This window comes from Burkholderia sp. BCC1996 (assembly GCF_905339955.1).
Classification (GTDB): domain Bacteria; phylum Pseudomonadota; class Gammaproteobacteria; order Burkholderiales; family Burkholderiaceae; genus Burkholderia.
Window position 1 is genome coordinate 48,993 of sequence record NZ_CAJPHM010000029.1, and the last position, 23,626, is coordinate 72,618.

The following is a 23,626-nucleotide window of genomic DNA, read 5'->3' on the forward strand; positions in this document are numbered from 1 at the left end:
TGGCAATCCGGCAAAACCCCGTCGCGCGGTGCTTTCGGGCACATTTCGTCGTGAACTTCGGTAACGGTTCTGTGATATGCTGCGCGCACGCAAGTTTTAGGTCCTTCCAAGCAAGACTTGATTCGCAATCCGCTAAACGGTCAGGCCGTGTCGCGGAAGGTTGAGTAACCCGCTATTTCTCGAGAAGCTCGAAGAAAGGTGAGCGTAAAATGTCAGATGTAATGAAGCAGTTTCAGCTGAACTCCTATCTGTTCGGCGGCAATGCTTCGTACGTTGAAGAACTGTACGATGCATACCTCAACAATCCGGCATCGGTGCCGGAGAACTGGCGAGAGTATTTCGACGCGCTGCAGAACGTGCCTGCAACCGACGGCTCGAATGCCAATGACGTCGCTCATTTTCCGATCGTCGAATCGTTCGCCGAGCGCGCGAAGGCCAATGCCTTCATCCCGCGCGAAAGCACCAGCAATCTGGCGACCGCGCGCAAGCAGGTCCACGTCCAGTCCCTCATCAGCGCATATCGCTTCCTCGGCTCGCAATGGGCCAATCTGGATCCGCTGAAGCGTCGCGAACGTCCCGCCATTCCCGAACTCGAACCCGCGTTCTACGACTTCTCCGAAGGCGACCTCGACCAGACGTACAGCGCAAGCAACCTGTATTTCGGCTTCGACCAGGCTTCGCTGCGCGACATCGTCAAGGGCCTGCGTGATACGTATTGCGGCACGATCGGCGCCGAATACATGTACATCAGCGATCCGGAACAGAAGCGCTGGTGGCAGGAGCGCCTGGAATCGACCCGCGCGACGCCGTCCTTCTCGATCGACAAGAAGAAGCACATCCTGAATCGCCTGACGGCAGCGGAAGGCCTCGAGCGCTATCTGCACACCAAGTACGTCGGCCAGAAGCGCTTCTCGCTCGAAGGCGGCGAAAGCTTCATCGCGGCGATGGACGAAGTCGTCCAGCACGCGGGCAAGCGCGGCGTGCAGGAAATCATCATCGGCATGGCCCACCGCGGCCGTCTGAACGTGCTGGTCAACACGCTGGGCAAGATGCCGGCCGACCTGTTCGCCGAATTCGAAGGCAAGCACGTCGACGACCTGCCGGCCGGTGACGTGAAGTACCACAAGGGCTTCTCGTCGGACGTGTCGACCGAAGGCGGTCCGGTCCACCTGTCGCTCGCGTTCAACCCGTCGCACCTCGAAATCGTGAACCCGGTGGTCGAAGGTTCTGCGAAGGCGCGGATGGACCGTCGCGGCGACGAAGACGGCCTGCAAGTGCTGCCGGTGCAGATCCACGGCGACGCGGCCTTCGCCGGCCAGGGCGTCGTGATGGAAACGCTGAACCTCGCGCAGACGCGCGGTTACGGCACGCACGGCACGCTGCACATCGTCATCAACAACCAGATCGGCTTCACGACGTCGGACCCGCGCGATGCGCGCTCGACGCTGTACTGTACCGACGTGGTCAAGATGATCGAAGCGCCGGTGCTGCACGTGAACGGCGACGATCCGGAAGCCGTCGTGCTCGCGATCCAGATCGCGATCGACTACCGGATGCAGTTCCACAAGGATGTCGTGATCGACATCGTCTGCTTCCGCAAGCTGGGTCACAACGAGCAGGACACGCCGGCGGTCACGCAGCCGCTGATGTACAAGAAGATCGCGCAGCACCCGGGCACCCGTGCGCTGTATGCCGAGAAGCTCGTGCAGCAGGGCGTGATCACCGCGGAAGACGCCGACAACTACGTGAAGGCGTACCGCAAGGCGATGGACGACGGCCACCACACCGTCGATCCGGTTCTGTCGAACTACAAGAGCAAGTACGCGGTCGACTGGGTTCCGTTCCTGAACCGCAAGTGGACGGACGCAGCCGATACGGCCGTGCCGCTCGCCGAACTGAAGCGCCTCGGCGAACGCATCACGACGGTCCCGGAAAACTTCAAGGTTCACCCGCTCGTCGAGCGCGTGATCAACGACCGCCGCAACATGGCGCGCGGCGACCAGCCGCTCGACTGGGGCATGGGCGAACACCTCGCGTTCGCGTCGCTCGTCGCATCGGGCTACTCGGTGCGCCTGACGGGCCAGGACTCGGGCCGCGGCACGTTCACGCACCGTCACGCGGTGCTGCACGACCAGAACCGCGAGCGCTGGAACGACGGCACGTACGTGCCGCTGCAGAACATCGCCGACGGTCAGGCGAAGTTCACGGTGATCGACTCGGTGCTGTCGGAAGAAGCGGTGCTGGGCTTCGAATACGGTTACTCGACCGCCGAGCCGAACACGCTCGTGCTGTGGGAAGCGCAGTTCGGCGACTTCGTCAACGGCGCGCAGGTCGTGATCGACCAGTTCATCTCGTCGGGCGAAGTGAAGTGGGGCCGCGTGTCGGGTCTCACGATGCTGCTGCCGCACGGCTACGAAGGCCAGGGTCCGGAACACTCGTCGACGCGTATCGAGCGTTTCCTGCAACTGTGTGCCGATCACAACATGCAGGTCGTCCAGCCGACGACGCCGGCGCAGATTTTCCACCTGCTGCGTCGCCAGATGATCCGCCTGTTCCGCAAGCCGCTGATCGTCGCCACGCCGAAGTCGCTGCTGCGTCACAAGGAAGCGGTGTCGGACCTGTCGGAACTCGCGAAGGGTTCGTTCCAGCCGGTGCTGGGCGAAACCGACGGCGGCATCGACGCGAAGAAGGTCAAGCGCGTGCTGGCTTGCTCGGGCCGCGTGTACTACGACCTCGTCGCGCATCGCCGCGAAGCGAAGGCGAACGACGTCGCGATCATCCGTATCGAGCAGCTGTATCCGTTCGCGCACAAGCAGTTCGAAGCCGAAATGAAGAAGTACGAGAACGCGACTGAAGTGGTCTGGGTGCAGGACGAGCCGCAGAACCAGGGTCCCTGGTTCTACGTCGAGCACCACCTGAAGGAAGGCATGAAGGAAGGGCAGAAGCTGGCATACAGCGGCCGTCCGGCTTCGGCCTCGCCGGCGGTTGGCTACTACGCGAAGCACTACGAGCAGCAGAAGGCCCTCATCGAAGGTGCATTCGGCCGCCTGAAGAGCGCATCGATCGCGAAATAACCGACGTCAAGCGAAACGGGAAGGCGCACTGCGCTTTCCCGTCTCTTTTGGCCTGCCGGGCGCGTCGCGCGCCGCACCGGCCGAAGGAATCGCACGAACCTCGTCATACCCCAGATTAAGCATCCAGGAAAATCACATGGCTATCGTAGAAGTCAAAGTCCCCCAGCTTTCAGAGTCGGTTTCGGAAGCCACCATGCTGCAGTGGAAGAAGAAGCCGGGCGAAGCAGTCGCGCAGGACGAAATCCTGATCGAACTCGAGACCGACAAGGTCGTGCTCGAAGTGCCGGCACCGGCCGCGGGCGTGCTCGCGCAAGTGCTGCAGAACGACGGTGACACCGTGGTCGCCGACCAGATCATCGCGACGATCGACACCGAAGCGAAGGCAGGTGCTGCCGAAGCAGCGGCAGGCGCCGCCGAAGTGAAGCCGGCGGCAGCCCCTGCTGCAGCCGCACCGGCAGCACAGCCGGCCGTCGCGACCGCGTCGAGCTCGGCCGCCGCATCGCCGGCCGCAGCGAAGCTGCTGGCCGAGAAGGGCCTGTCGGCAGGCGACGTCGCAGGTTCGGGCCGTGACGGCCGTGTCACGAAGGGCGACGCGCTGGCCGCAGGCAGCGCACCGAAGGCTGCTCCGGCCGCCGCACCGGCGAAGGCCGCTGCTGCGAAGCCGGCGCTGCCGGAAGTGAAGGTGCCGGCATCGGCAGCAACGTGGCTGAACGATCGTCCGGAACAGCGCGTGCCGATGTCGCGCCTGCGTGCGCGTATCGCCGAGCGTCTGCTCGAGTCGCAGCAGACCAACGCGATCCTGACGACGTTCAACGAAGTGAACATGGCTCCGGTCATGGAACTGCGCAACAAGTACAAGGACAAGTTCGAGAAGGAACATGGCGTGAAGCTCGGCTTCATGTCGTTCTTCGTGAAGGCGGCCGTGCACGCGCTGAAGAAGTTCCCGCTGGTGAACGCGTCGATCGACGGTAACGACATCGTCTACCACGGCTACTTCGACATCGGTATCGCGGTCGGTTCGCCGCGCGGCCTGGTCGTGCCGATCCTGCGCAACGCCGATCAGCTGAGCCTCGCCGAGATCGAGAAGAAGATCGCCGAATTCGGCCAGAAGGCGAAGGACGGCAAGCTGTCGATCGAGGAAATGACGGGCGGTACGTTCTCGATCTCGAACGGCGGCGTGTTCGGCTCGATGCTGTCGACCCCGATCATCAACCCGCCGCAATCGGCCATCCTCGGCGTGCACGCGACGAAGGAGCGCCCGGTTGTCGAAAACGGCCAGATCGTGATCCGTCCGATCAACTACCTGGCCCTGTCGTACGACCACCGCATCATCGACGGCCGCGAAGCAGTCCTGTCGCTCGTCGCGATGAAGGATGCGCTGGAAGATCCGGCACGCCTGCTGCTCGACCTGTAAGCCGAGTCTCACTGCATTGACCCGCCCCGCACGCTCGCGCACTTGCGCGAGCGTGCGGGCGTACAAGTAGAAAGGATTGTCATGTCCAAGGAATTTGACGTCGTCGTGATCGGCGCCGGCCCCGGCGGCTACATCGCCGCGATTCGCGCCGCGCAGCTCGGCAAGACCGTTGCGTGTATCGAGAAGTGGAAGAACCCGGCCGGCGCGCTGAAGCTCGGCGGTACCTGCCTGAACGTCGGCTGCATCCCGTCGAAGGCGCTGCTCGCCTCGTCGGAAGAGTTCGAGAACACGTCGCATCACCTGGCCGACCACGGCATCACGGTCGACGGCGTGAAGATCGACGTCGCGAAGATGCTCGGCCGCAAGGATGCGATCGTCGAGAAGATGACGAGCGGGATCGAGTTCCTGTTCAAGAAGAACAAGATCACCTGGCTGAAGGGCCATGGCAAGTTCACCGGCAAGACCGATGCCGGCGTGCAGATCGAAGTGAGCGGCGAGGGTGAAACCGAAGTCGTCACCGCGAAGAACGTGATCATCGCGACGGGCTCGAAGGCGCGTCACCTGCCGGGTATCCCCGTCGACAACAAGATCGTGTCGGACAACGAAGGTGCGCTGACGTTCGACTCGGTGCCGAAGAAGCTCGCCGTGATCGGCGCAGGCGTGATCGGCCTCGAGCTCGGCTCGGTGTGGCGTCGCCTGGGTGCCGAAGTGACGGTGCTCGAAGCGCTGCCGGCATTCCTCGGTGCAGCCGACGAAGCGCTCGCGAAGGAAGCGGCCAAGCTGTTCAAGAAGCAGGGCCTCGACATCCATCTCGGCGTGAAGATCGGCGAAGTGAAGACGACCGCCGACGACGTGTCGATCGCTTACACGGACAAGGACGGCAACGCGCAGACGCTCGACGCCGACCGCCTGATCGTGTCGGTCGGCCGCGTGCCGAACACCGACAACCTCGGCCTCGAGGCAATCGGCCTGAAGGCGAACGAGCGTGGCTTCATCGACGTGGACGACCACTGCCGTACCGCGGTGCCGAACGTCTACGCGATCGGCGACGTGGTGCGCGGCCCGATGCTCGCGCACAAGGCGGAAGACGAAGGCGTGCTGGTCGCGGAAGTGATCGACGGCCAGAAGCCGCACATCGACTACAACTGCATTCCGTGGGTGATCTACACGTACCCGGAAATCGCATGGGTCGGCAAGACGGAACAGCAGCTGAAGGCCGAAGGCCGCGAGATCAAGTCGGGCAAGTTCCCGTTCTCGATCAACGGCCGCGCGCTCGGCATGAATGCGCCGGACGGCTTCGTGAAGATGATCGCGGACGCGAAGACCGACGAACTGCTCGGCGTGCACGTGATCGCCGCGAACGCGTCGGACCTGATCGCGGAAGCCGTGGTGGCGATGGAGTTCAAGGCGGCGTCGGAAGACATCGCCCGCATCTGCCATCCGCACCCGTCGATGTCGGAAGTGATGCGCGAAGCGGCGCTCGCCGTCGACAAGCGCTCGCTGAACAGCTGAGCGCGGTATAGCGCCGGCCGGCCATTGGCCGGTGCAGCCGTCTCATGACGAAGGCGGGCGGGGGTTTCCCGCTCGCCTTCGTTCTTTCCGGTTTGCCCGATGAACGTCACCGAATACTACACGCGCGAACTGACCACGCGCGGCTATCAGTCCGATCCCGCCCAGCGCGCGGCCGTCGACCGCCTGCAGCAATGTTTCGACGAGTGGGTCGAGTACAAGGCGCGTCGCTCGAACGCGTTCAAGAAGCTCATCAATCATCCGGACCTCCCGCGCGGCGTCTACATGTGGGGCGGCGTCGGCCGCGGCAAGAGCTTCCTGATGGACAGCTTCTATGCGGTGGTGCCCGTGCAGCGCAAGACGCGCCTGCATTTCCACGAATTCATGCGTGAAGTCCACCGCGAACTCGAGGAGCTGAAAGGGCAGGCCGATCCGCTCGACGAGCTCGCGCGGCGCATCGCGAAACGCTACCGGCTGATCTGTTTCGACGAATTCCACGTGTCGGACATCGCCGACGCGATGATCCTGTACCGGCTGCTCGATCGCCTCTTCAACAACGGCGTGCAGTTCGTGATGACGTCCAACTACGATCCCGACGATCTGTATCCCGATGGCCTGCATCGCGACCGCATGCTGCCGGCGATCGCGCTGATCAAGCAAAAGCTCGACGTGCTGAACGTCGACGCGGGCGTCGACTATCGCCAGCGCACGCTGGCGCAGGTGCAGATGTACCACACGCCGCTCGGCGCGGACGCCGATCGCGAACTGCGTCATGCGTTCGCGAAGCTCGCCGCGGTGCCGGACGAAAGCCCGATCCTGCATATCGAGAAGCGCGAGTTGAAGGCGCTGCGCAAGGCAGACGGCGTCGTCTGGTTCGACTTCGCGACGCTGTGCGGCGGCCCGCGTTCACAGAACGACTATCTCGAGCTTGCCAGCCGCTTCCATGCGATCGTGCTGTCGGAAGTGCCGCAGATGTCGCCGCGGATGGCGTCCGAGGCGCGACGCTTCACCTGGCTCATCGACGTGCTGTACGACCACAAGGTCAAGCTGCTGATGTCCGCGGCGGTGCCGGCGGAGCAGCTGTACGTCGAAGGGCCGATGGCGAACGAGTTCACGCGCACGGTGTCGCGGATCGTCGAGATGCAGTCGAAGGAATACCTCGAAACGCCGCGTCGTATCGTCGATACTTCGCTGACCTGATCGCGGTTGCCGGCGAGCGGCGGGCTTCAAAGGTCAATTCCGGTCAAATTCCCGCAATCTCCGGGTATTTTCGGACTCGTCTTATGTTCACGGTTGAGGTCAGCCGATATCGTTGCGTCATGGTTCCCAAGGCTGGAGATATCCATGACACCGTATCGCGATCTGACCGACCATGAGTGGCGCTGCGTTGCGCCGTTTTTGCCCGAAATGCAGCCGCGCACCGAGTTGCGCGGCCGACCATTGGCCAACACACGCGCCGTCCTGAACGGCGTGCTGTGGATCATCTATAGCGGCGCGACCTGGTCCGCGATGCCGCGTCGTTACCCTTCGTACCAAACCTGCCACCGCCGTTTCAAGGTCTGGCACGAGACCGGCACGCTGCGCCAGGTGATGCACGCGTTGTATGGCGACGCAGGCGCGAAGCTGTGCGACCAGCTGGCCACGCGGATGCGCAAGCACGCGCAATCGAAGGCGGCGGCGGTGCGCAGTGCCGTGGCGCCGGTCTATCGCACGCCGCGCAGCTACACGGCGGATGCGCTGAAGCGCGCAGCGTGATGTCGATCGGTTTCATGCACGTCGGCGTCAAAACAAAATCGGCCTGACGACGTCGTCGCAGGCCGATTTTTTTATCGCGTCGCGCGTGTCGACGCGCGTTGCGTCATTGTGCGCGAACCCAGGTCTGCGACCGGCCGAGCAGCGATACGCCGATATAGCCGCGCACGACGAGCTTCTGGCCGCCGTCTTCGAGCGACATCTTGCACTTGTAGACCTTGCCGTTCTCCGGGTCGAGAATGTTGCCGCCGTCCCAGTGATCGCCGTCCTTCTTCATCGCCTTGATGATCGTCATGCCCTTGATGAGCTGATCCTTGCGCTCGTCCGTGCATGCGGTGCAGCGGCGATCGGGCGTGTCATTGGCGCCGAGGCCTTTGACGACCTTGCCCGACAGCGAGCCTTCGCCGTCGTCGGCGATCTGCACGAGCGCCTTCGGCTGATGCGTGTTGTCGTCGATCGTCTGCCACATGCCGATGGGGCTGTCGGCCTGGGCGAAGGTGGGGGCGGCGCAAGCGAGCAGGGCACTCGCGATGGCCAGTGCGCGCAACGGGCGGGTCAGTTGAATCATCGTCTTCCTCCTTGTTTCATGTCGTGTTCGATGCGCCCGCACGACCGTCTGCATGGGACGGTGGCATGTTGCGAGCTTTGCCAGAATACGTGAAACCGCCCGCCGCGTTTGATAGAGGGGGTTCTAATCCAAACGGCCCGCGAGACGCAGGCTGTCTGGTGACCGATCAGTTGAGCTGATACGAGAACGCGGCATTCACGCGCGGGCTGCGCGATGCGCTTTCAACCGGTGCATCGCCGACCGGCTTCGCGATGTTCAGATCGAGACTGTAGTAGCGGCTGTCGGTAAACCGCACGCCGATACCGACCGACGACAGGCGGCTCGGCGACGGCGTGCCGGTATGCAGGTACACGCGCGCCATGTCGTACGCGATGTACGGCGTGATCGATTTCATGTACGTCCAGCCCGGCGTGAATCCGCGGTTGACCTCCAGCGACATCCCCCAGCCCGAGTCGCCCGACGTTTCGCCGGGCTGGTAGCCGAGCGCATAGCGCGTCGAACCGAACGAGATCTGCTCCGACGTCGGCAGCGAGTCGGGGCTGTACTGGCCGGTCAGCGAGACCGACGTGCCGATCTTGAACGGCCATTCATTGGTTTGCGTGAAGGTCGCGCCGGTGCGCACGAACGTCAGCGAGATCGGGCTGTCCACCGACGTCGTGTTCGAGCCGATCGTGATGTCCTGCGATTTCGACGCGCCGAGAATGTTGAAGCCCTTCGCGACGTTCACGCTCAGCTTCTGTACCTGCTTGGCCGATACGCTCGTGTAGTCGAGCTGCATCTGCAGCACGCGGACCTGCGAGCGTGTATCGATGCTGTTGCCGCTGATCTTGTTCTGGTAGCGGTCTTCGTTGTGCGACGCATAGCCCGACACGGTGCCGAGCAGGCTGCGCTGGTTGTTCAGCAGCAACGGATAGGATGCCGAAAGACCGAGCTTCTCGTTCTTGACGGTGCGCTCGACGGTCGACGGCAGGCCCGGGTTGTCGGTCGGCTTGCCGCGATACGTGCTGGCGTCGAGGCGCGTGACCAGGCCGCTGCTGCCGACCGGCACGGCACCGCTGAATGCGACGTAGGTCTGCTTGTCGCGTCCGGGCGGCACCAGCGCGGAAATGCTCAATTGCTCGCCGAACGACGTGAGGCCGTTTTCCGTTGCGGTGATGAGCCCCTGCACGCCCGGGTGATTGAAATCGATGCCGGTGCTGATGTTGAATGCCTTGCGGTCGACGGCCAGTTCGAGCGTCGTTGCGCCGTCGGTCGTCTGCGGTGGCGGCACATTGGCCTTCACCGACACGCCGGGCAGGAGGCCGAACGTGTTCACGTAGCGTTCGAACGTCGCGCGGCGCAGCGGGCGATCGGCCGTGATGTGCGCGGCGATCGCGCGGATCTTCGATTCCATCGCGCCGGGCTTGCCGGTCACCTTGACGTCCGACACATAGCCTTCGACGACCGTGACGCGCACGACGCCGTTCTCGAACGTCTGCGCGGGAATGAACGCGAACGACAGCGCATAGCCGCGATCCTGGTACAGCTTGGTCACGCCGTTGGCGGTTTCGATCAGCTCGCCGATCGTGATGTCCTTGCCGACGAGGGGCGTGAAGCGACGCGAGATTTCGTCGAACGGCACCGACTTCACGCCTTCCACCTGGAACGTCGTCGGCGTCAGGTGCCGCGACAGCAGTTCCTGCAGTTGCGGTGCCTGCGGCGCGACCTGCACGGTGACGCTCGGGCCTTTCTGCGGTGCGTTGATCTGGGGGAGGGAATCGAGCGGGTTACCTGCCGCGCGCGTTTGTGCATGTGCCGTGCCTGCCGCCGCGATAGCGAGCAGCATCATCCATCTGTCGAGTCTGGATTTCATTGTTCTTCCTCGTAGGCCTTGCTTTTCATCTTCTTTCTAATGCGGGCGCGCGACACCAGGGTGTCGCGCGCCGCGTGCCGCATTGCCGGTTGTATTGGTACGGCCGCGCCTCCTGCTCCGGCTGCAAAGGCGCGATCGTCCTCCTTACTTGCCGACGCTACCCAGCGTGCCCAGCAGCCCCGTGACCGGTGCCAGCAGACCCGTCGAACTGCCCGACGATGCCGCACCCGTCACGCTGCCGACCAGCGACGTGACCGGTGCGAGCGGGCTCGACGAACCCCCGGTTCCCGCTGCACCGCCGACTGTTCCGGTGACAGTATTCAGCAAACCGGTCACGGGCGCGAGAGGGTTTGCCCCGCCTGCACCACCCGTTGCGCCGCCCAGCGTGCCCGTGACCGTCGACACGAGGCCCGTGACGGGCGCGAGCGGATTGCTGCCCGAGCTGCCCGTTGCGCCGCCGACCGCACCCGTGAGCGAACCGAGCGGCGTCGAGCCGAGGCCGGACAGCAGGCCGCCGAGCGGGTTCGTCGAGCCGGAACCCGACGACGTGCCGTTCTGGACCGTAGCCGTCGAGCCGCCGACGAGGCTGGTGAGCAGGCCGGGGATCGGTGCCGCGCCGTTCGGACCGTTCGGGTTCACGAGGCCGCCCGCGTTGGTCACGGTGTTTCCGACCGCGGTGACGAGCTGGCCGACGTCGCCGACGAGCGGCTGGTTAGACGTGCTTGCGACCTTCGTGCCCGCCGAGCTGATTGCACCGCCGACCTGACCGAGCAGGCCCGACACGGGCTGCCCGAGGCCGGTGGTCGTGCCGACCTGTTGCGTGACCTGGCCTGCGGTGATCACCAGCGGCGTGATCGCCGAGCTGAGCGGTTGCGTAACCTGCTGCACGGCACCCGACGACAGCGTCGAACCGATCGTCGTGCCGGCTGCCGAGAGGCCGTTGGCAACCGTGTCGAGCACGGTTCCGACCGGCGTCGTGACAGGGGCGAGCGGCGCGAGCTGACCCGTGCCGAGCGCCTTGACCGTCGAACTCAGTCCGGACACGGTGTTGCTCGTCGCGCCCACGACGTTCCCGAGGCCGGCGACCGTCGTGCCGACGGGATCCTTGATCGAGCCGGTCTGTCCCAGCCCGTTGCTCAACGCATCGGCAGCCGCGTTGATGATCGTGCCGGTGCTCGAGACGGTGCTGCCGACACCCTTCGTCACGCCGTCGCCGAGGCCGGGCACGCTGATGTTGCCGACCGTGCTGCCGAGGTCGGTTGCCGTCTGGCCGATCGTGCTGACAGCGCCCTTGGTGCCGGTGGACGAGCCGCTGGTGCCGCTCGTACCACTGGTGCCGCTCGTGCCGCTGCTGCTGCCGGCATTGCTGCTCGTCGGCGGCGTGCTGACGCTGTTGCCGCCGCAGGCGGCCAGCAGGCACGCTGCGGCGAAAGCGGTGAGGGGCGCGCGCCATTGGCGCAGGGCGGCCGTCGTGATGGAACGTTGCTGGGACATGATGGACTCCTCGCTGTCTTGTCGATGAATGGATGTTCGATTACTTGCCGTGCGTGCCGCCGAGCAGGCCGCCGAGCAGCGACGTGACAGGCGCGAGCGGGTTCGAGCCCGAGCCCGAATTCGTGACGGCGCCCGTGGTGCCGCTCAGTGCCGGGGCACCGACCGTGCTGGTGACCGCGGACACGGCGCCCGTCACGGGAGCGAGCGGGTTGCTGCCGCCCGCGCCGCCCGTTGCGCCGCCGAGCGCGCCGGTGACGGTGGAGACGAGGCCGGTGACCGGAGCGAGCGGACCGCCGCTCGTGCCGCCCGTTGCGCCGCCGAGCGCGCCGGTGACGGTGGAGACGAGGCCGGTGACCGGAGCGAGCGGGTTGCTGCCGCTCGTGCCGCCCGTTGCGCCGCCGAGTGCGCCGGTGACGGTGGAGACGAGGCCGGTGACTGGAGCGAGCGGACCGCCGCTCGTGCCGCCGGCTGCGCCACCGAGTGCGCCGGTGACGGTGGAGACGAGGCCGGTGACTGGAGCGAGCGGGCCGCCGCTCGTACCGCCCGTTGCGCCGCCGAGCGTGCCGGTGACGGTCGTGAGCAGGCCCGTGAGCGGCGCGAGCGGGTTGGTCGCGCCGCCGGTGGCGCCCGTGAGCAGGCCGCCGACGGCCTTCACGGTATTGCCGGTCGACGAGACAGTGCTGCCGAGGCCGGTCGTGACGGGATTGCCGCCCGTCGACGCAATCACCGCGCCGCCCTGGTTCAGGCCGTTGCCGATCGTGCCGAGCAGCGTGTTGACAGGGGCGCCGAGGCCGGTGGCCGTCCCGATCGTCTGCGTCGTCTGACCGACCATCGTCGTGATCGGCGTGATCGCCGAGCTGACCGTCTGCGTGACCTGCTGGATCGGGCCGGTCGACAGCACGTTGGACAGCGTGGTGCCGCCGTTCGAAACCGCGTTGCCGACCTGCGTCACGAGGCCGCCGACGGCGCCGGTGACGGGAGCGAGTGGCGACAACGGGCCGCTGCCGAGGCTCGTGACCAGGTTGCCGGTCTGCGTGGCTGCGCCGCCGAGCTGGTTCACCACGCCGCCGGTGCTGGCGACCGTGACGCCGACCGGGTCTTTCGTTGCGCCGAGCTGGCCGAGGCCGTTGCCGAGGCCATTGCCGAGTGCAGTGACCGCGCCGCCGACGTTCTGGATGATGCCGCCCGCCGCTTGCGTCGTGGCCGGGTTGACGCCGGGCAACGACTGGCCGGCGACGACGCCGCCGAGGTTTGACACGGTGCCACCGAGATTGGTGACGAGATTGCTGCCGCTTGCGAGGACCTGACCCACTGCGTTCGACGACACACCGGAGGTGCCGCTCGTTCCGCTGGACGTTCCGCTCGTCGTGCCGCTCGTCGAGCCGCTCGTCGAGCCGCTGGTGCTGCCGCTCGTCGAGCCGCTCGTGCTGCCACTGGTCGAGCCACTGGTGCCGCCCGACGTGCTGCCGCTCGTCGAACCGGACGTGCCGCCCGAGGTGCCGCCACCCGACGTCGAGACGGAGTCGCCACCGCCCGAGCTGGAGCCGCCGCTGAGCCCCTTGCTGATGGAACCGGAGCCGCCGCACGCGGAGAGGGAAAGCATGGCTGCCACGGTGGCCGCGATCATAGTCGTCCGGAGCGTGCCATGAGGGATAACCTGAATGTCCATTTCGTCCTCGCATTGAAGCTGATGTTGTGTTGAGTGATGCGGGGACTACTCTGCAACTGTCGTGCCATTTCGATGGCCGACGGTTCGACGATTGGTTTTAAACGGGGCAATTCCTTGTCGGAAAAGGGATTTAGGCAAACTGAAAGATTGTTGAATCTGTTTAAGAACGGTCGAATGAGAACGGTTTCGGCCGTTTCGTAACGTAACGTCACAACATTGGCGTTACGCGTGCGGCGTAACGTGGGCGGGCGTGCAGGCCTGGCGGGCGCTCCGGCTGTTTTACTGGTGGATTAGGTGTGCACATCTAACCTATCGTAAGTCCTATGTGTAAGTCGTACCGAAACGCCGTACAAATACGGCTGTGCTCCCGGAAAGTTTTTTCGATCCGGTCTTAAAAGAGGTTGGAAGTTAAATACGATCGGATATAGAATCCGGAGCAGGTGTAAGGAAATGTACAGCTCGGTACACGACGTTCGAGGAGGGTCACTATCGCGAATGTTAACTTGCATCAAATTGTGATACATACCCCTCGGGGTGACATATAAAGAAAGCGCATCCGGTTGTCGTTACTTAGTTGTAGCGAACGACGCGGGGCAAGGGCCCGATATGCGGGGATGTACAACGTATAAAAGGCCAAAAAACGTACATACAGGCACGAGGAATTAAAAAATGAAAGCACTCATCAAGCGCTTCCTCAAGGAAGAAGACGGGGTTACCGCAATCGAGTATGGGCTGATTGCGGGTCTGATTGCTGTTGCCATCATCGCTGGCGCCTCCTCGGTGGGGTCCAATCTCAGCAGTACCTTCTCAAAAATTGGTACCTGTGTCTCGGCGCCGAGCAGCACGTGCTGGACTGCGGCTGCTTCGAGTTAATCGCGGCGGGTGAGAGGGCGCGGGTTCCGGAAATCATCTTGCGGCCGGGCAGCGGGCGGACTGCATTAGTTGTTCGCCCGCCGATCTGGCCGGGATCGATCGCGGCGTGATGGTACGTCTTATTTTCTGCGGGACATTCCTGGGCTGGGCGGTATTTGTCGCGGCCAGTGATATCCGTCTTCGGCGCATTCGAAATTCACTCGTCATTTTCGGTTTGGTGGCCGCACTGGTGGGCGCGACGATCTCCGGAAATCCGTTTGGAATTTCCCTCTCTCAATCATTGGCAGGCGCGCTCGTAGGGCTGATTTGCTTTTCGCCCTTGTTCGCATTGCGCGTCATGGGCGCGGCCGACGTTAAGGTATTCGCCGTACTGGGTGCATGGTGTGGTGCGCAAGCATTGTTGTGGCTTTGGGTTGTCGCGAGTCTCGCCGGGGGGCTGCACGCGCTTTGGTTAATGCTGCTGTCGCGGACGTCTGTTTCCCTGCTGTACAAGCGCACGATGCCCACAATGACGCTCGGCGGCCGTCGCGCGACGCCCTACGCGGCCTTTCTCGTTATACCCGCGGCTGTTTGGCTTCTGCATCTTATGTATGTGAGGGGAATGTGATGGCTCGGGGGACGCAAGCGCGCCAGCCGTCCGCATGGCGGCGGCAACGGGGAGTGGCGGCGGTTGAGTTCGCTGTCGTCTTTCCTTTGTTCTTCCTGATTTTCTACGCGATCGTCACGTTCGGGATGGTGTTCATCATCCAGCAAAGCCTGACATTCGCGGCATCCGAAGGCGCGCGCGCTGCGTTGAACTACACGTCGGCGCCGTGCGACCGCCTGCAGGTCAATGCGCGAAATGCCGTGACGCAAGCATTGGGCGGCGCACCGTGGTCGAAGAACGTCAGTTTCGCCGCGCAGGTGTCCACCTCGATACCGTCGCCCACGTCGACGCCCGGCGTGACCTGCGGCGGGACATTCACATCGACGTCCACCGCCGCATTCAACGTGATGGTGACAACGACCTATTCATACGCGGCGAATCCGCTGATCCCGTGGATATTCCTGTTCACTGCGCCGCAGTTGCAGAGTAGTGCGACCGTGCAAGTTCAGCCAAGCATGCTCTGAATCGCAATCCTACTTGATCGAGTCGCCCGACCGTCATCACGCTCCAGAACCTGATTCCGGCATTCCGATATCAACATGGCCAACAATCTGACAAAAATCATCGCGGGGTTGCTGATTGCGATCGCTGTTCTGCTTGGAATCTACGCTTGGATGCTTGGACGCAGTACGCCTAGTCCCATCCCCGTGCAACAGGCTATCGCTGCGAGCCCGGTGTCAGTGGTTATCGCGACGCGCGCGCTGCCGATGGGGCAGCCGATTGCCGCCGATGCGTTGAAGGTTCAACCAGTTGCTCCTGCGCCGGCAGGTGCGTTTTCCGATCCGGCCGCCCTGGTCGGTCGCGTTCCGGTGAGAGACATCCCGGCGTCGGCACCGGTTGTGTCGGACGCACTGGTGTCGGGGCTTGCCGAGGACGTGCAGCCGGGCGAGCGCGCGATTGCGGTTCGTGTCGACGAGACCAATGCGGTCGGCAATCGCCTGCGGCCCGGCAACTTCGTCGACGTCTTCGTGAACCTGAAGCGTGAGGCGGGCGGCGGGATGCTCGACGGCGAAGTCTCGCAGACACAAGCGCGGCTCCTGATGTCGAAGGTGCGCGTGCTGTCGTTCGGCGACGCGACGCCGGAGCGCGACAGCGGCAGCAACACGAACGGCAATAACGGCCAGCCGAGCAATACGCGCATCGCGGTGCTCGCGGTGCCGACGGCGCAGGTCGATGCACTCACGCTCGGCGAGGCGAGCGGTCGGCTGACGCTCGCACTGCGCAATCCGCGCGACGACGAGCTTGCGATGCAGACGGTGGCGGTGCGTACGGACAACAAGTTGTCGCCGTCGGCGCTTGCCGCGGTCGGCGTATCGCTGCAACAGCTGTCCGGTACGTCGAGGACTGCGGTGGCCAACGTGAATGTGCCGCCGCTGCCATCGCGCTTGCCGCCGGCAGGGCGATCCGTCGGAGGCGGTAGCGGCGGCGGCAGCATCGAGCTGATCCGCGGCGGCCGCTCGGAAACGGTTGCATATTGAACAACATCGGTGGCCATCGATATCTGCGACGACAAGTAAAGGCCGTGCGACGGCCCAACAAACAATGAAAAACATACTGACTGCATTCGCGATTGCTCTCTGGACCTTGACATTCGCATCCACTGCAAGCGCGAGCGGCACGATTGAACTCGCGGTCGGCGCGCAGCGGCAGATTTCTGCAGGTCGTGCGCTGCAGCGTGTCGCAGTCGGCGATCCCGCGATCGCCGACGTGTTGATCATGAAGGGCAGTCGTACCGGTTCCGTGCTGCTGACCGCGAAAGCGCCGGGTACAACGAACGTGATGTTGTGGGAGCGCGGTCACGACGAGCCGACGGTGTGGAGTGTCGAAGTCGTCGATGCTGCTGCGCAAGCGGTGCTCGACGGTTCGACGCCGCAGGTGAAGGCATACGGCGGGACGTCGGTGCTGCGGGGAACGTCGGCATCGCTCGATGCGCACGAACGTGCCGTGGCGGTCGCCAAGAACATGAGCCCGAAAGGCACGGTGATCGATCGTTCGACGCTGGCCGGCAAGAATGTCGTGCAGGTCGACGTGCGGGTCGTGGAATTCAGCCGCTCGGTGCTCAAGCAGGTCGGCTTCAACTTCTTCAAGCAGAGCAACGGCTTTTCGTTCGGCTCGTTTTCGCCGGGCGGCGTGCAGTCGTATAACGGCGCGTCGGGCCCGGGTACGGCCGGGTATATTCCGACGCTCGGCGCACCGGTTGCGTCTGCATTCAACCTGGTCGTGAATGCAGCAGGCCGCGGCATCTTCGCCGACCTGTCGCTGCTCGAAGCGAACAATCTGGCGCGCGTGCTCGCGGAGCCGACGCTCGTCGCGCTGTCCGGCCAGAGCGCCAGCTTCCTCGCCGGCGGCGAGATCCCGGTTCCGTCGCCGCAGGGGCTTGGCTCGACCGCGATCCAGTGGAAACAATACGGTGTGGGACTGTCGCTGACTCCGACGGTGCTGAGCCCAAGCCGGATCGCGCTGAAGGTCGCGCCGGAATCGAGCCAGCTCGATTTCGTGAACAGCGTGACGATCAGCGGTGTCGCCGTGCCGGGCATCACGACGCGTCGTGCCGACACGACGGTCGAACTCGGCGATGGCGAGAGTTTCGTGATCGGCGGCCTGATCGATCGCCAGACGATGTCGAACGTGAGCAAGGTGCCGCTGCTCGGCGACCTGCCGATCATCGGCACGTTCTTCAAGAACCTGAACTACCAGCAGAACGACAAGGAATTGCTGATCATCGTGACACCGCATCTCGTCGCACCGATTGCGAAGGGGGCGGTGCTGCCTGCGACGCCTGGCGAATTGTCCGAGCAGCGCGACGGGCCGGTATGGCGATCCTACCTGGGCGGTGCGGCATCGCCGGATGCGGCACCGGGGTTTTCGAAATGAATCTGATGCATTGCGCGTCGTGGCACATTGCTACGCCTTGCGTAATCGGGGGTGTTCGACATGAATGCACGAACCCAATCGTTGTGTGAACCCGCCGTGACCGACTACTTCGTTTGCGCATCGACAAAGGAAGCGCATGTGCGCTGGCTGGCCGATACGCTGGTGTCGGCCGGTGCGGTCGAGGCCGCGTCGCTGGAGCCGGGCGTGCTTGCGCAGCGCATCACAGGGCTCAATCCGGCGCTCGTGTTCATCGATTTCTCCGAACGCAGCGAAGCGGCGAGCGTCGCTGCGGCCACGGTACGCGCGGCACATCCGGGGTTGCCGATCGTCGCGCTGGGCTCGCTCACCCAGCCGGAGAGCACGCTTGCCGCACTGCGCGCGGGCGTGCGCGATTTCATCGACGTGTCGGCATCGGCCGAGGATGCACTGCGGACGACGCGTGGATTGCTGTCCCACGTCGGCGAGCCGACGAGCCGTCACGGCAAGGTCGTCACGTTGCTCGGCGCGCGCGCGGGCATGGGGGTCAGCACGCTCGCAGCGAACCTCGCGGTCTGGCTTCAGAAGCGGGCACTCGGGCCGGGTGCGGCGGGCACGGACGGCGGTGCGCCGGCCGGCCGCCAGACCGCGCTGATCGACCTGGGGTTGCCGGCCGGCGACGGCGCGCTGTTTCTGAACACGCGTTGCGAATTTCATTTCATCGATGCGGTGCAGAACCTGCGCCGCATCGACCGCACGTTCGTGAACACCGCGCTCACGAGGCATCAGAGCGGTGTCGCGCTGACGACGCTGCCGCCGGACCTGGGCGGGTTGCGCGACGTGTCTTATGCGTCATGCGTCGGCCTGCTGAACCGTTTTCGTGCGTTCTTCGACCAGCAGGTCGTCGATCTCGGCGGGTTCTCGAATCGCGAGTTCGTCACGCAGATCGCCGCATCGGCCGACGAGGCGTGGCTGGTCTGCGATCAAGGCGTCGCATCGATCGTTTCGGCCGCCGACCTGATCACCGGGTTGCGCGATGGGGGCGTCGATACCGATCGCGTCAAGCTCGTGGTCAACCAGTACGATCCCGCGCTGGGCCTGATGCCCGGACAGATCGCCGAGCGTCTCGGGTTGTCGCTGGTCGGCAGCTTGCCCGCGCGCCGCGTCGCGATCGGCCATGCGGCGAACCAGGGGCGGCTCATCGTCGATGCGGCAGAGCGTGATCCTTACGTGCGCGCACTCGAATCCCTCGCCGCGCGGTTGCCCGGCGTATCGGGCATGGCGGGCGCGTCGCGCGCGGCGCCCGGCCTGTCCGCGCTCAAACGTTTCATTCAACCTTCGTCCAAGCGGTCGTAACCGATGGCACACGACATTCAATTCGCCGACGGCGCAGCGCCGTTCTCCCAGACGCAGCAATTCCACGACATCAAGAATGCCGCGCACGAGCACCTGCTGACGCGTATCGAAGAACTGGGCGCCGAGTTCGGCCGATGGTCGCGCCAGGCGATCAATCAGTTCGTCGATCTCGAGATCGACAGCTTCGTGCGCCTGCGCCGCATTCCGCTCAACGAGAACGAGGTGCGTGCGATCGCCGAGGCGCTGACGAAGGAACTCGCGGGCTTCGGGCCGATCGAGGATCTGCTCGCGGATCCGGCGGTCGAGGACATCCTGATCAACGGCTACAACGACGTGTACGTGTCGCGTCACGGGATCCTAGCGAAGCTGCCGGTGCGCTTCACCGACAACGCGCATTTGCTGCGAATCGTGCGCCGGATCCTCGCGCCGATCGGGCGCCGTCTCGATGAATCGAACCCGATGGTCGACGCGCGACTGCCCGACGGCGGCCGCGTGAACGTCGTGATCGAGCCGCTGTCGATCGACGGCCCGATCGTGTCGATCCGGAAATTCCGCAAGGACCCGCTCAAGCCTTCGGACTTGCTCGGCAACGGCACGTACAACGAAGAGATCGGTGCATTGCTCGAGGCGGCGGTCGAGGCCCGCTGCAACGTGCTCGTGTCGGGTGGCACGAGCTCGGGCAAGACGTCGCTGCTCAATGCGCTCGCGTTCCACATTCCGGAGGCCGAGCGTGTCGTGACGATCGAGGATACGGCGGAACTGTCGCTGAACCATCCGCACGTCGTGCGGCTCGAAAGCCGGCCGGGCGGGTTCGACGGTAGTGGCGTCGTGACGATTCGCGATCTGTTGCGCAATACGCTGCGGATGCGTCCGGACCGGATCATCGTCGGCGAAGTGCGCGGCGGTGAAGTGCTCGAAATGCTTCAGGCCATGAACACGGGCCACGACGGCTCGATGGGCACCGTGCACGCGAGTTCGCCGCGCGAGTGCCTGTACCGTCTCGAGATGCTCGCCGGCTTCGCGGGCTTCCAGGGGACCGAATCGAGCCTGCGTCGCCAGATCGCGAACGCGATCGACTTCATCGTGCAGATCGGACGCCTGTCGAATGGGCGCCGCCGGATTCTGTCGATCACCGAGGTGACTGGGCTGTCCGACAACATCATCGCGACGCAGGAGCTGTATCGCTACGAAGCGCGCGTCACGCCGGAGGGCGAGGAAGTCGATCACTGGGAGTCGCTGGGCATTCATCCGCATTCGCCGAAGCTCGCGCGTTTCCGCCAGACGCTGACGAACAGCGGCCTGGGCAGTTTCGGCGGCGGCTTTGGCGGCGGCGGTTTCGGTCGCGGCGGGGGCTTCAATGTATAGCGCAACGATCTGGATGCTCGCGGTCGCGATGCTGTGCGTGGCATCGGCACTGATGCTGTGGCGACATGCGGAAACCCGGCGCGTGCGCACCGATGCGAAGCGCTTCATCGACAGTCGGCTGGAGCCCGGCGCACGCGCGGCGGCACCGGTTGCAAGACCGGCAGCATCCGCTGCGCCGCGTGTCGTGTCGTCATCCAGTGGCGCGCGCAATGCGGCATCCGGTGCTTTCTGGGTGCACTGGCTGGCGATGGCGACGGAGTATCTGACCGACCTCGTGAACCGTGCCGGGATCGAAGGCGCACGCGGCAAGGCGATCGTCGCGCTGGCGGCTCTCGTGACGGTTGCGGCAATCGCGGGCAGCCGCGGCGGCGTGCTCGCGTGTTTCGCCGCGCTTGTCTGCGGGAGCGCGATTTTCGGCATCTGGCTCACATCGCGCATCCAGCGGCGTCGACTGAAAATCGTCCGGCAGATTCCATCGTTTCTCGACGGGATCGTGCGACTGGTGACGCTCGGCAACAGCGTGCCGGCCGCATTCCAGGCAGCGCTGCTGACGACGGAGGAGCCGCTGCGGGGGTGTCTCGACCACGTGTCCCGGATGTTGCGCACGGGTGTCGAGATCGATCGCGCGATGCTTCATATCGCGAAGATCTACCGGACGAAGGAATTCGAACTTCTCGGATCCGTGCTGCGATTGTCGGTCAAATATGGCGGCCGTGCGGACGTGATGCTCGAGCGCATGGCCGTGTTCATGCGCGACCTCGAGCAGGCGGAGCGCGAACTGGCGGCGATGTCGGCGGAGACGCGGTTGTCGGCGTTCGTGCTCATGATGCTGCCGATCGCGATCGGCAGTTTTGTCGTGATGACCAATCCGAAGTATCTGGAAGGCATGTGGATTGATCCGAACGGACGCACGTTCCTTGTCTTCGCGTTCCTGATGCAGGTTGCCGGGAGCGTGTGGTTGTATCGAATGGCTCGACTCAGGTGATGCGATGACGGCAACTCAGATCGGCTCGATTGCTCTGGCGCTCGGCGCGCTGGGCGTGCTCTTGCTTGGAATGATCGCGTTGCTGCGTGCGAGGGCCGCGTCGCGTGCCCAACGCGCGCTGGCCGATGCGCTCGACCAGCGTATGGCAGCACTCGAAGCGGCCAAGCTCCGGACCTCGACGGAAGAACGTACGGAAGCGAGACCGGACATGCGTGGCCAGCAGCGCATCGAGCGAATGCTCGCACGATTGTCTGCGGCGGGGATGCGCTGGCTCGATACCGGTTTCGGCAAGCACATCGTCGCGGAAGAGGATCGTCGTCTTCTCGAGCAATGCGGTTACGTCGACACGCACACGCGCGGGCTGTTTCTGATCGCACGGATCGCTTGCGGGATCGCGGTGCCGGTGCTTTTCGCGGTAGTCGCGAGTGGACGAATGAAAGGCGGACACTGGACGATCGGCATGTTCGCCGCATTCGGGTTTGGCTTCATGCTGCCGAAACTCTATGTGCGCCGTCGTGCAGCGGCACGGCGCCAGAGCGTCGTCGATGAACTGCCTTTACTCGTCGACATGCTGCGCCTGTTGCAGGGCGTGGGATTGTCGCTGGATCAAAGCCTGCAGGTCGTGACGAACGATTTCCGCGGGATGATGCCGGTGCTGTCGTCCGAGGTTGGAATCGCGCAGCGTCAGTTTGCGGCGGGCCGCACGCGCGACCAATCGATGCAGCGGTTGTCCGGCGGGTTCGACAACGAGGACTTGCGCGCGATTGCCCGGTTGATGGTGCAGGTCGACAAGCACGGCGGCGCGGTGCAGGAGCCGCTCAAGCAGTTCGGCGACCGGCTGCGCGAAACGCGCCGCGCGATGCTGCGCGAGCGGATCGGTCGACTGACCGTGAAGATGACAGGTGTCATGGTCCTGACGCTGTTGCCCGCACTGCTGATCGTGACGGCGGGGCCCGGGTTTCTGGCGGTGATGCATGCGCTGTCGGCGCGTCATTGATGGTTGGAAGGAAAGACGATGAAGCGGATAAGCAGGATGGCGAGGCACGCAAGTATGGCGATGGCGGTGCTGCTCCTTGCCGCATGTGCAACCAAGGAAAGCGGGTACGGCGTCGGTGCACAGACCGAACGTGCGGCGCTGATCCAGGCGGCTGACCAGAAACAGGCGGTGCCGGATACGCCCGCGATGTATCTCGGTCTGATCCAGCGGATGCAGGCAGAGGGTCTCTATTACGCGTCGCTTGCGCACATCGACGCATACGACAAGGCGTACGGCGTGTCGCCGGACTCGATATTGCTGCGCGCTGATGCGCTGCGCATGACCGACCAGCCGGCTGCGAGCGCGGCTGCATACACACAGTTGCTGAAGACGCCGCTCGCCGCGCGTGGTTTCCGGGGGCTTGGGCTGATCGCCGGTGCGGCCGGCGATTTCGCCCAGGCGGTACAGGCCCTGACGCAGGCGTCCGAGCTCGCGCCGACCGACGCGTCGCTGCTGTCCGATCTCGCCTATGCGAAGTTGCGTAACGGCGATGTGGTCGGTGCGCGGGTGCCGCTGATGAAGGCGGCGGAACTGGATCAACGCAACCCGAAAATCGTCAGCAACCTCGCGCTGTATCTGCTTGCTGCCGGGCGCTCGCAGGACGCGCAGCGGTTGATGAACCAGCAGCATCTTCCGACGGATATCCGCAAGAACATCGTCGGCGATGCCGCAAAAATCGCGGCCGCGGCACGTGCGCAGCAGCGTGCGGTCGCGACGCCGCCGGTGGTATCGCGGCGCTCCACGACTGCACCGATCACGCCGATGGCAAATAATTTCGGCTATGACCAGACCGTGCCGCTGCTGCAACGGTTTGCACAATGAACAGACAGGCGGGGAACGACATGAACAATAAATATTATCGAAACACGCTTGCGGGCCGCGTCGTGGTGTTGAGCGCGATCATGGGCATGGCGATGGGCACTGCAGCCGCACAGGCGCAACAGGGAACGGCACCGTCCGCATCCGACGTCGACCGTTCGACGAAGGAGTGGCTTTCGTTGCAACGAGACAATCGCGCGGCGGCGCCGACGCAACCGATGCTCGGCGATGTCGCGTCGCTCGTTTATCAGCGCTATCTCGATTCGTTCAAGAACAAGATTCCCGAGTCGATGAGCACGCAACTTGGTAGCTCGTCCGGTGGCATGTCGGGTAGCGGGCAGGGCGCGCAGTAAGCGAGATGACG

20 protein-coding genes are annotated in these 23,626 nt (G+C 64.4%); 16 read left to right on the forward strand and 4 right to left on the reverse strand.

What is annotated here, in order from left to right; all coding sequences use genetic code 11:
* Positions 1-209 precede the first annotated feature (209 nt).
* From U4Z64_RS31130 to U4Z64_RS31150, 5 genes are all read left to right on the forward strand, one after another.
* Entirely contained in the window at positions 210-3,074 is a 2,865-nt protein-coding gene (locus tag U4Z64_RS31130; RefSeq protein ID WP_044846026.1) for a 2-oxoglutarate dehydrogenase E1 component, read from the forward strand.
* A gap of 136 nt (positions 3,075-3,210) precedes the next feature.
* Positions 3,211-4,488: a 2-oxoglutarate dehydrogenase complex dihydrolipoyllysine-residue succinyltransferase gene (gene odhB, locus U4Z64_RS31135; protein WP_044846025.1), complete on the forward strand. Its 1,278-nt coding sequence runs from the start codon at positions 3,211-3,213 to the stop codon at positions 4,486-4,488.
* An 81-nt stretch (positions 4,489-4,569) separates the two neighbouring features.
* Positions 4,570-6,000 carry a dihydrolipoyl dehydrogenase gene (gene lpdA, locus U4Z64_RS31140; RefSeq protein ID WP_321821969.1) on the forward strand — a complete coding sequence of 477 codons (1,431 nt, stop codon included), beginning with the start codon at positions 4,570-4,572 and terminating at the stop codon, positions 5,998-6,000.
* A 99-nt stretch (positions 6,001-6,099) separates the two neighbouring features.
* On the forward strand, positions 6,100-7,197 hold the full coding sequence (gene zapE / locus U4Z64_RS31145; RefSeq protein WP_257774136.1) for a cell division protein ZapE: 1,098 nt from the start codon (positions 6,100-6,102) through the stop codon (positions 7,195-7,197).
* Between the two features lie 144 nt (positions 7,198-7,341).
* Positions 7,342-7,752, forward strand: a complete 411-nt coding sequence (locus tag U4Z64_RS31150; RefSeq protein ID WP_321821970.1) for a transposase — start codon at positions 7,342-7,344, stop codon at positions 7,750-7,752.
* Between the two features lie 103 nt (positions 7,753-7,855).
* Here the strand turns inward: U4Z64_RS31150 and U4Z64_RS31155 are convergent, their stop codons facing one another.
* From U4Z64_RS31155 to U4Z64_RS31170, 4 genes are all read right to left on the reverse strand, one after another.
* A complete protein-coding gene (locus U4Z64_RS31155) occupies positions 7,856-8,317 on the reverse strand; it encodes a DUF2147 domain-containing protein (protein WP_321821971.1) in 462 nt (153 codons plus the stop codon).
* A gap of 166 nt (positions 8,318-8,483) precedes the next feature.
* Positions 8,484-10,169 (reverse strand): ShlB/FhaC/HecB family hemolysin secretion/activation protein, encoded by a 1,686-nt coding sequence (locus tag U4Z64_RS31160; protein ID WP_044846020.1) that lies wholly within the window; start codon positions 10,167-10,169, stop codon positions 8,484-8,486.
* 144 nt (positions 10,170-10,313) lie between these two features.
* The gene (locus tag U4Z64_RS31165) at positions 10,314-11,663 is read right to left on the reverse strand and encodes a collagen-like triple helix repeat-containing protein (protein ID WP_044846019.1); all 1,350 of its coding nucleotides are present in this window, start codon (positions 11,661-11,663) and stop codon (positions 10,314-10,316) included.
* 40 nt (positions 11,664-11,703) lie between these two features.
* On the reverse strand, positions 11,704-13,332 hold the full coding sequence (locus U4Z64_RS31170) for a collagen-like triple helix repeat-containing protein (protein WP_321821972.1): 1,629 nt from the start codon (positions 13,330-13,332) through the stop codon (positions 11,704-11,706).
* Positions 13,333-14,001: 669 nt separating this feature from the next.
* Here U4Z64_RS31170 and U4Z64_RS31175 point away from each other — a divergent pair.
* The 11 genes from U4Z64_RS31175 to U4Z64_RS31225 all read left to right on the forward strand — a co-directional run bounded on the left by U4Z64_RS31175 (position 14,002) and on the right by U4Z64_RS31225 (position 23,615).
* Positions 14,002-14,205: a Flp family type IVb pilin gene (locus U4Z64_RS31175; RefSeq protein ID WP_124667732.1), complete on the forward strand. Its 204-nt coding sequence runs from the start codon at positions 14,002-14,004 to the stop codon at positions 14,203-14,205.
* Between the two features lie 109 nt (positions 14,206-14,314).
* Positions 14,315-14,812, forward strand: coding sequence for a prepilin peptidase (locus tag U4Z64_RS31180; RefSeq protein WP_321821985.1), 498 nt, complete (start codon positions 14,315-14,317; stop codon positions 14,810-14,812).
* On the forward strand, positions 14,812-15,315 hold the full coding sequence (locus tag U4Z64_RS31185; RefSeq protein ID WP_321821973.1) for a TadE/TadG family type IV pilus assembly protein: 504 nt from the start codon (positions 14,812-14,814) through the stop codon (positions 15,313-15,315). Before U4Z64_RS31180 ends, U4Z64_RS31185 begins: the two co-directional genes overlap by 1 nt.
* 75 nt (positions 15,316-15,390) lie before the next feature.
* On the forward strand, positions 15,391-16,329 hold the full coding sequence (gene cpaB, locus U4Z64_RS31190; protein WP_321821974.1) for a Flp pilus assembly protein CpaB: 939 nt from the start codon (positions 15,391-15,393) through the stop codon (positions 16,327-16,329).
* Positions 16,330-16,393: 64 nt separating this feature from the next.
* Positions 16,394-17,725, forward strand: a complete 1,332-nt coding sequence (locus tag U4Z64_RS31195; RefSeq protein ID WP_124893779.1) for a type II and III secretion system protein family protein — start codon at positions 16,394-16,396, stop codon at positions 17,723-17,725.
* A 60-nt stretch (positions 17,726-17,785) separates the two neighbouring features.
* The gene (locus U4Z64_RS31200) at positions 17,786-19,057 is read left to right on the forward strand and encodes a fimbrial protein (RefSeq protein WP_321812751.1); all 1,272 of its coding nucleotides are present in this window, start codon (positions 17,786-17,788) and stop codon (positions 19,055-19,057) included.
* 3 nt (positions 19,058-19,060) lie between these two features.
* A complete protein-coding gene (locus U4Z64_RS31205) occupies positions 19,061-20,422 on the forward strand; it encodes a CpaF family protein (RefSeq protein ID WP_124522577.1) in 1,362 nt (453 codons plus the stop codon).
* A complete protein-coding gene (locus tag U4Z64_RS31210) occupies positions 20,415-21,407 on the forward strand; it encodes a type II secretion system F family protein (protein ID WP_321812753.1) in 993 nt (330 codons plus the stop codon). Before U4Z64_RS31205 ends, U4Z64_RS31210 begins: the two co-directional genes overlap by 8 nt.
* A 4-nt stretch (positions 21,408-21,411) precedes the next feature.
* On the forward strand, positions 21,412-22,404 hold the full coding sequence (locus tag U4Z64_RS31215) for a type II secretion system F family protein (RefSeq protein WP_321812754.1): 993 nt from the start codon (positions 21,412-21,414) through the stop codon (positions 22,402-22,404).
* A gap of 18 nt (positions 22,405-22,422) precedes the next feature.
* On the forward strand, positions 22,423-23,265 hold the full coding sequence (locus U4Z64_RS31220) for a tetratricopeptide repeat protein (RefSeq protein ID WP_321821975.1): 843 nt from the start codon (positions 22,423-22,425) through the stop codon (positions 23,263-23,265).
* Entirely contained in the window at positions 23,262-23,615 is a 354-nt protein-coding gene (locus U4Z64_RS31225; protein ID WP_415750326.1) for a DUF3613 domain-containing protein, read from the forward strand. Before U4Z64_RS31220 ends, U4Z64_RS31225 begins: the two co-directional genes overlap by 4 nt.
* The last annotated feature ends 11 nt before the right edge of the window (positions 23,616-23,626 follow it).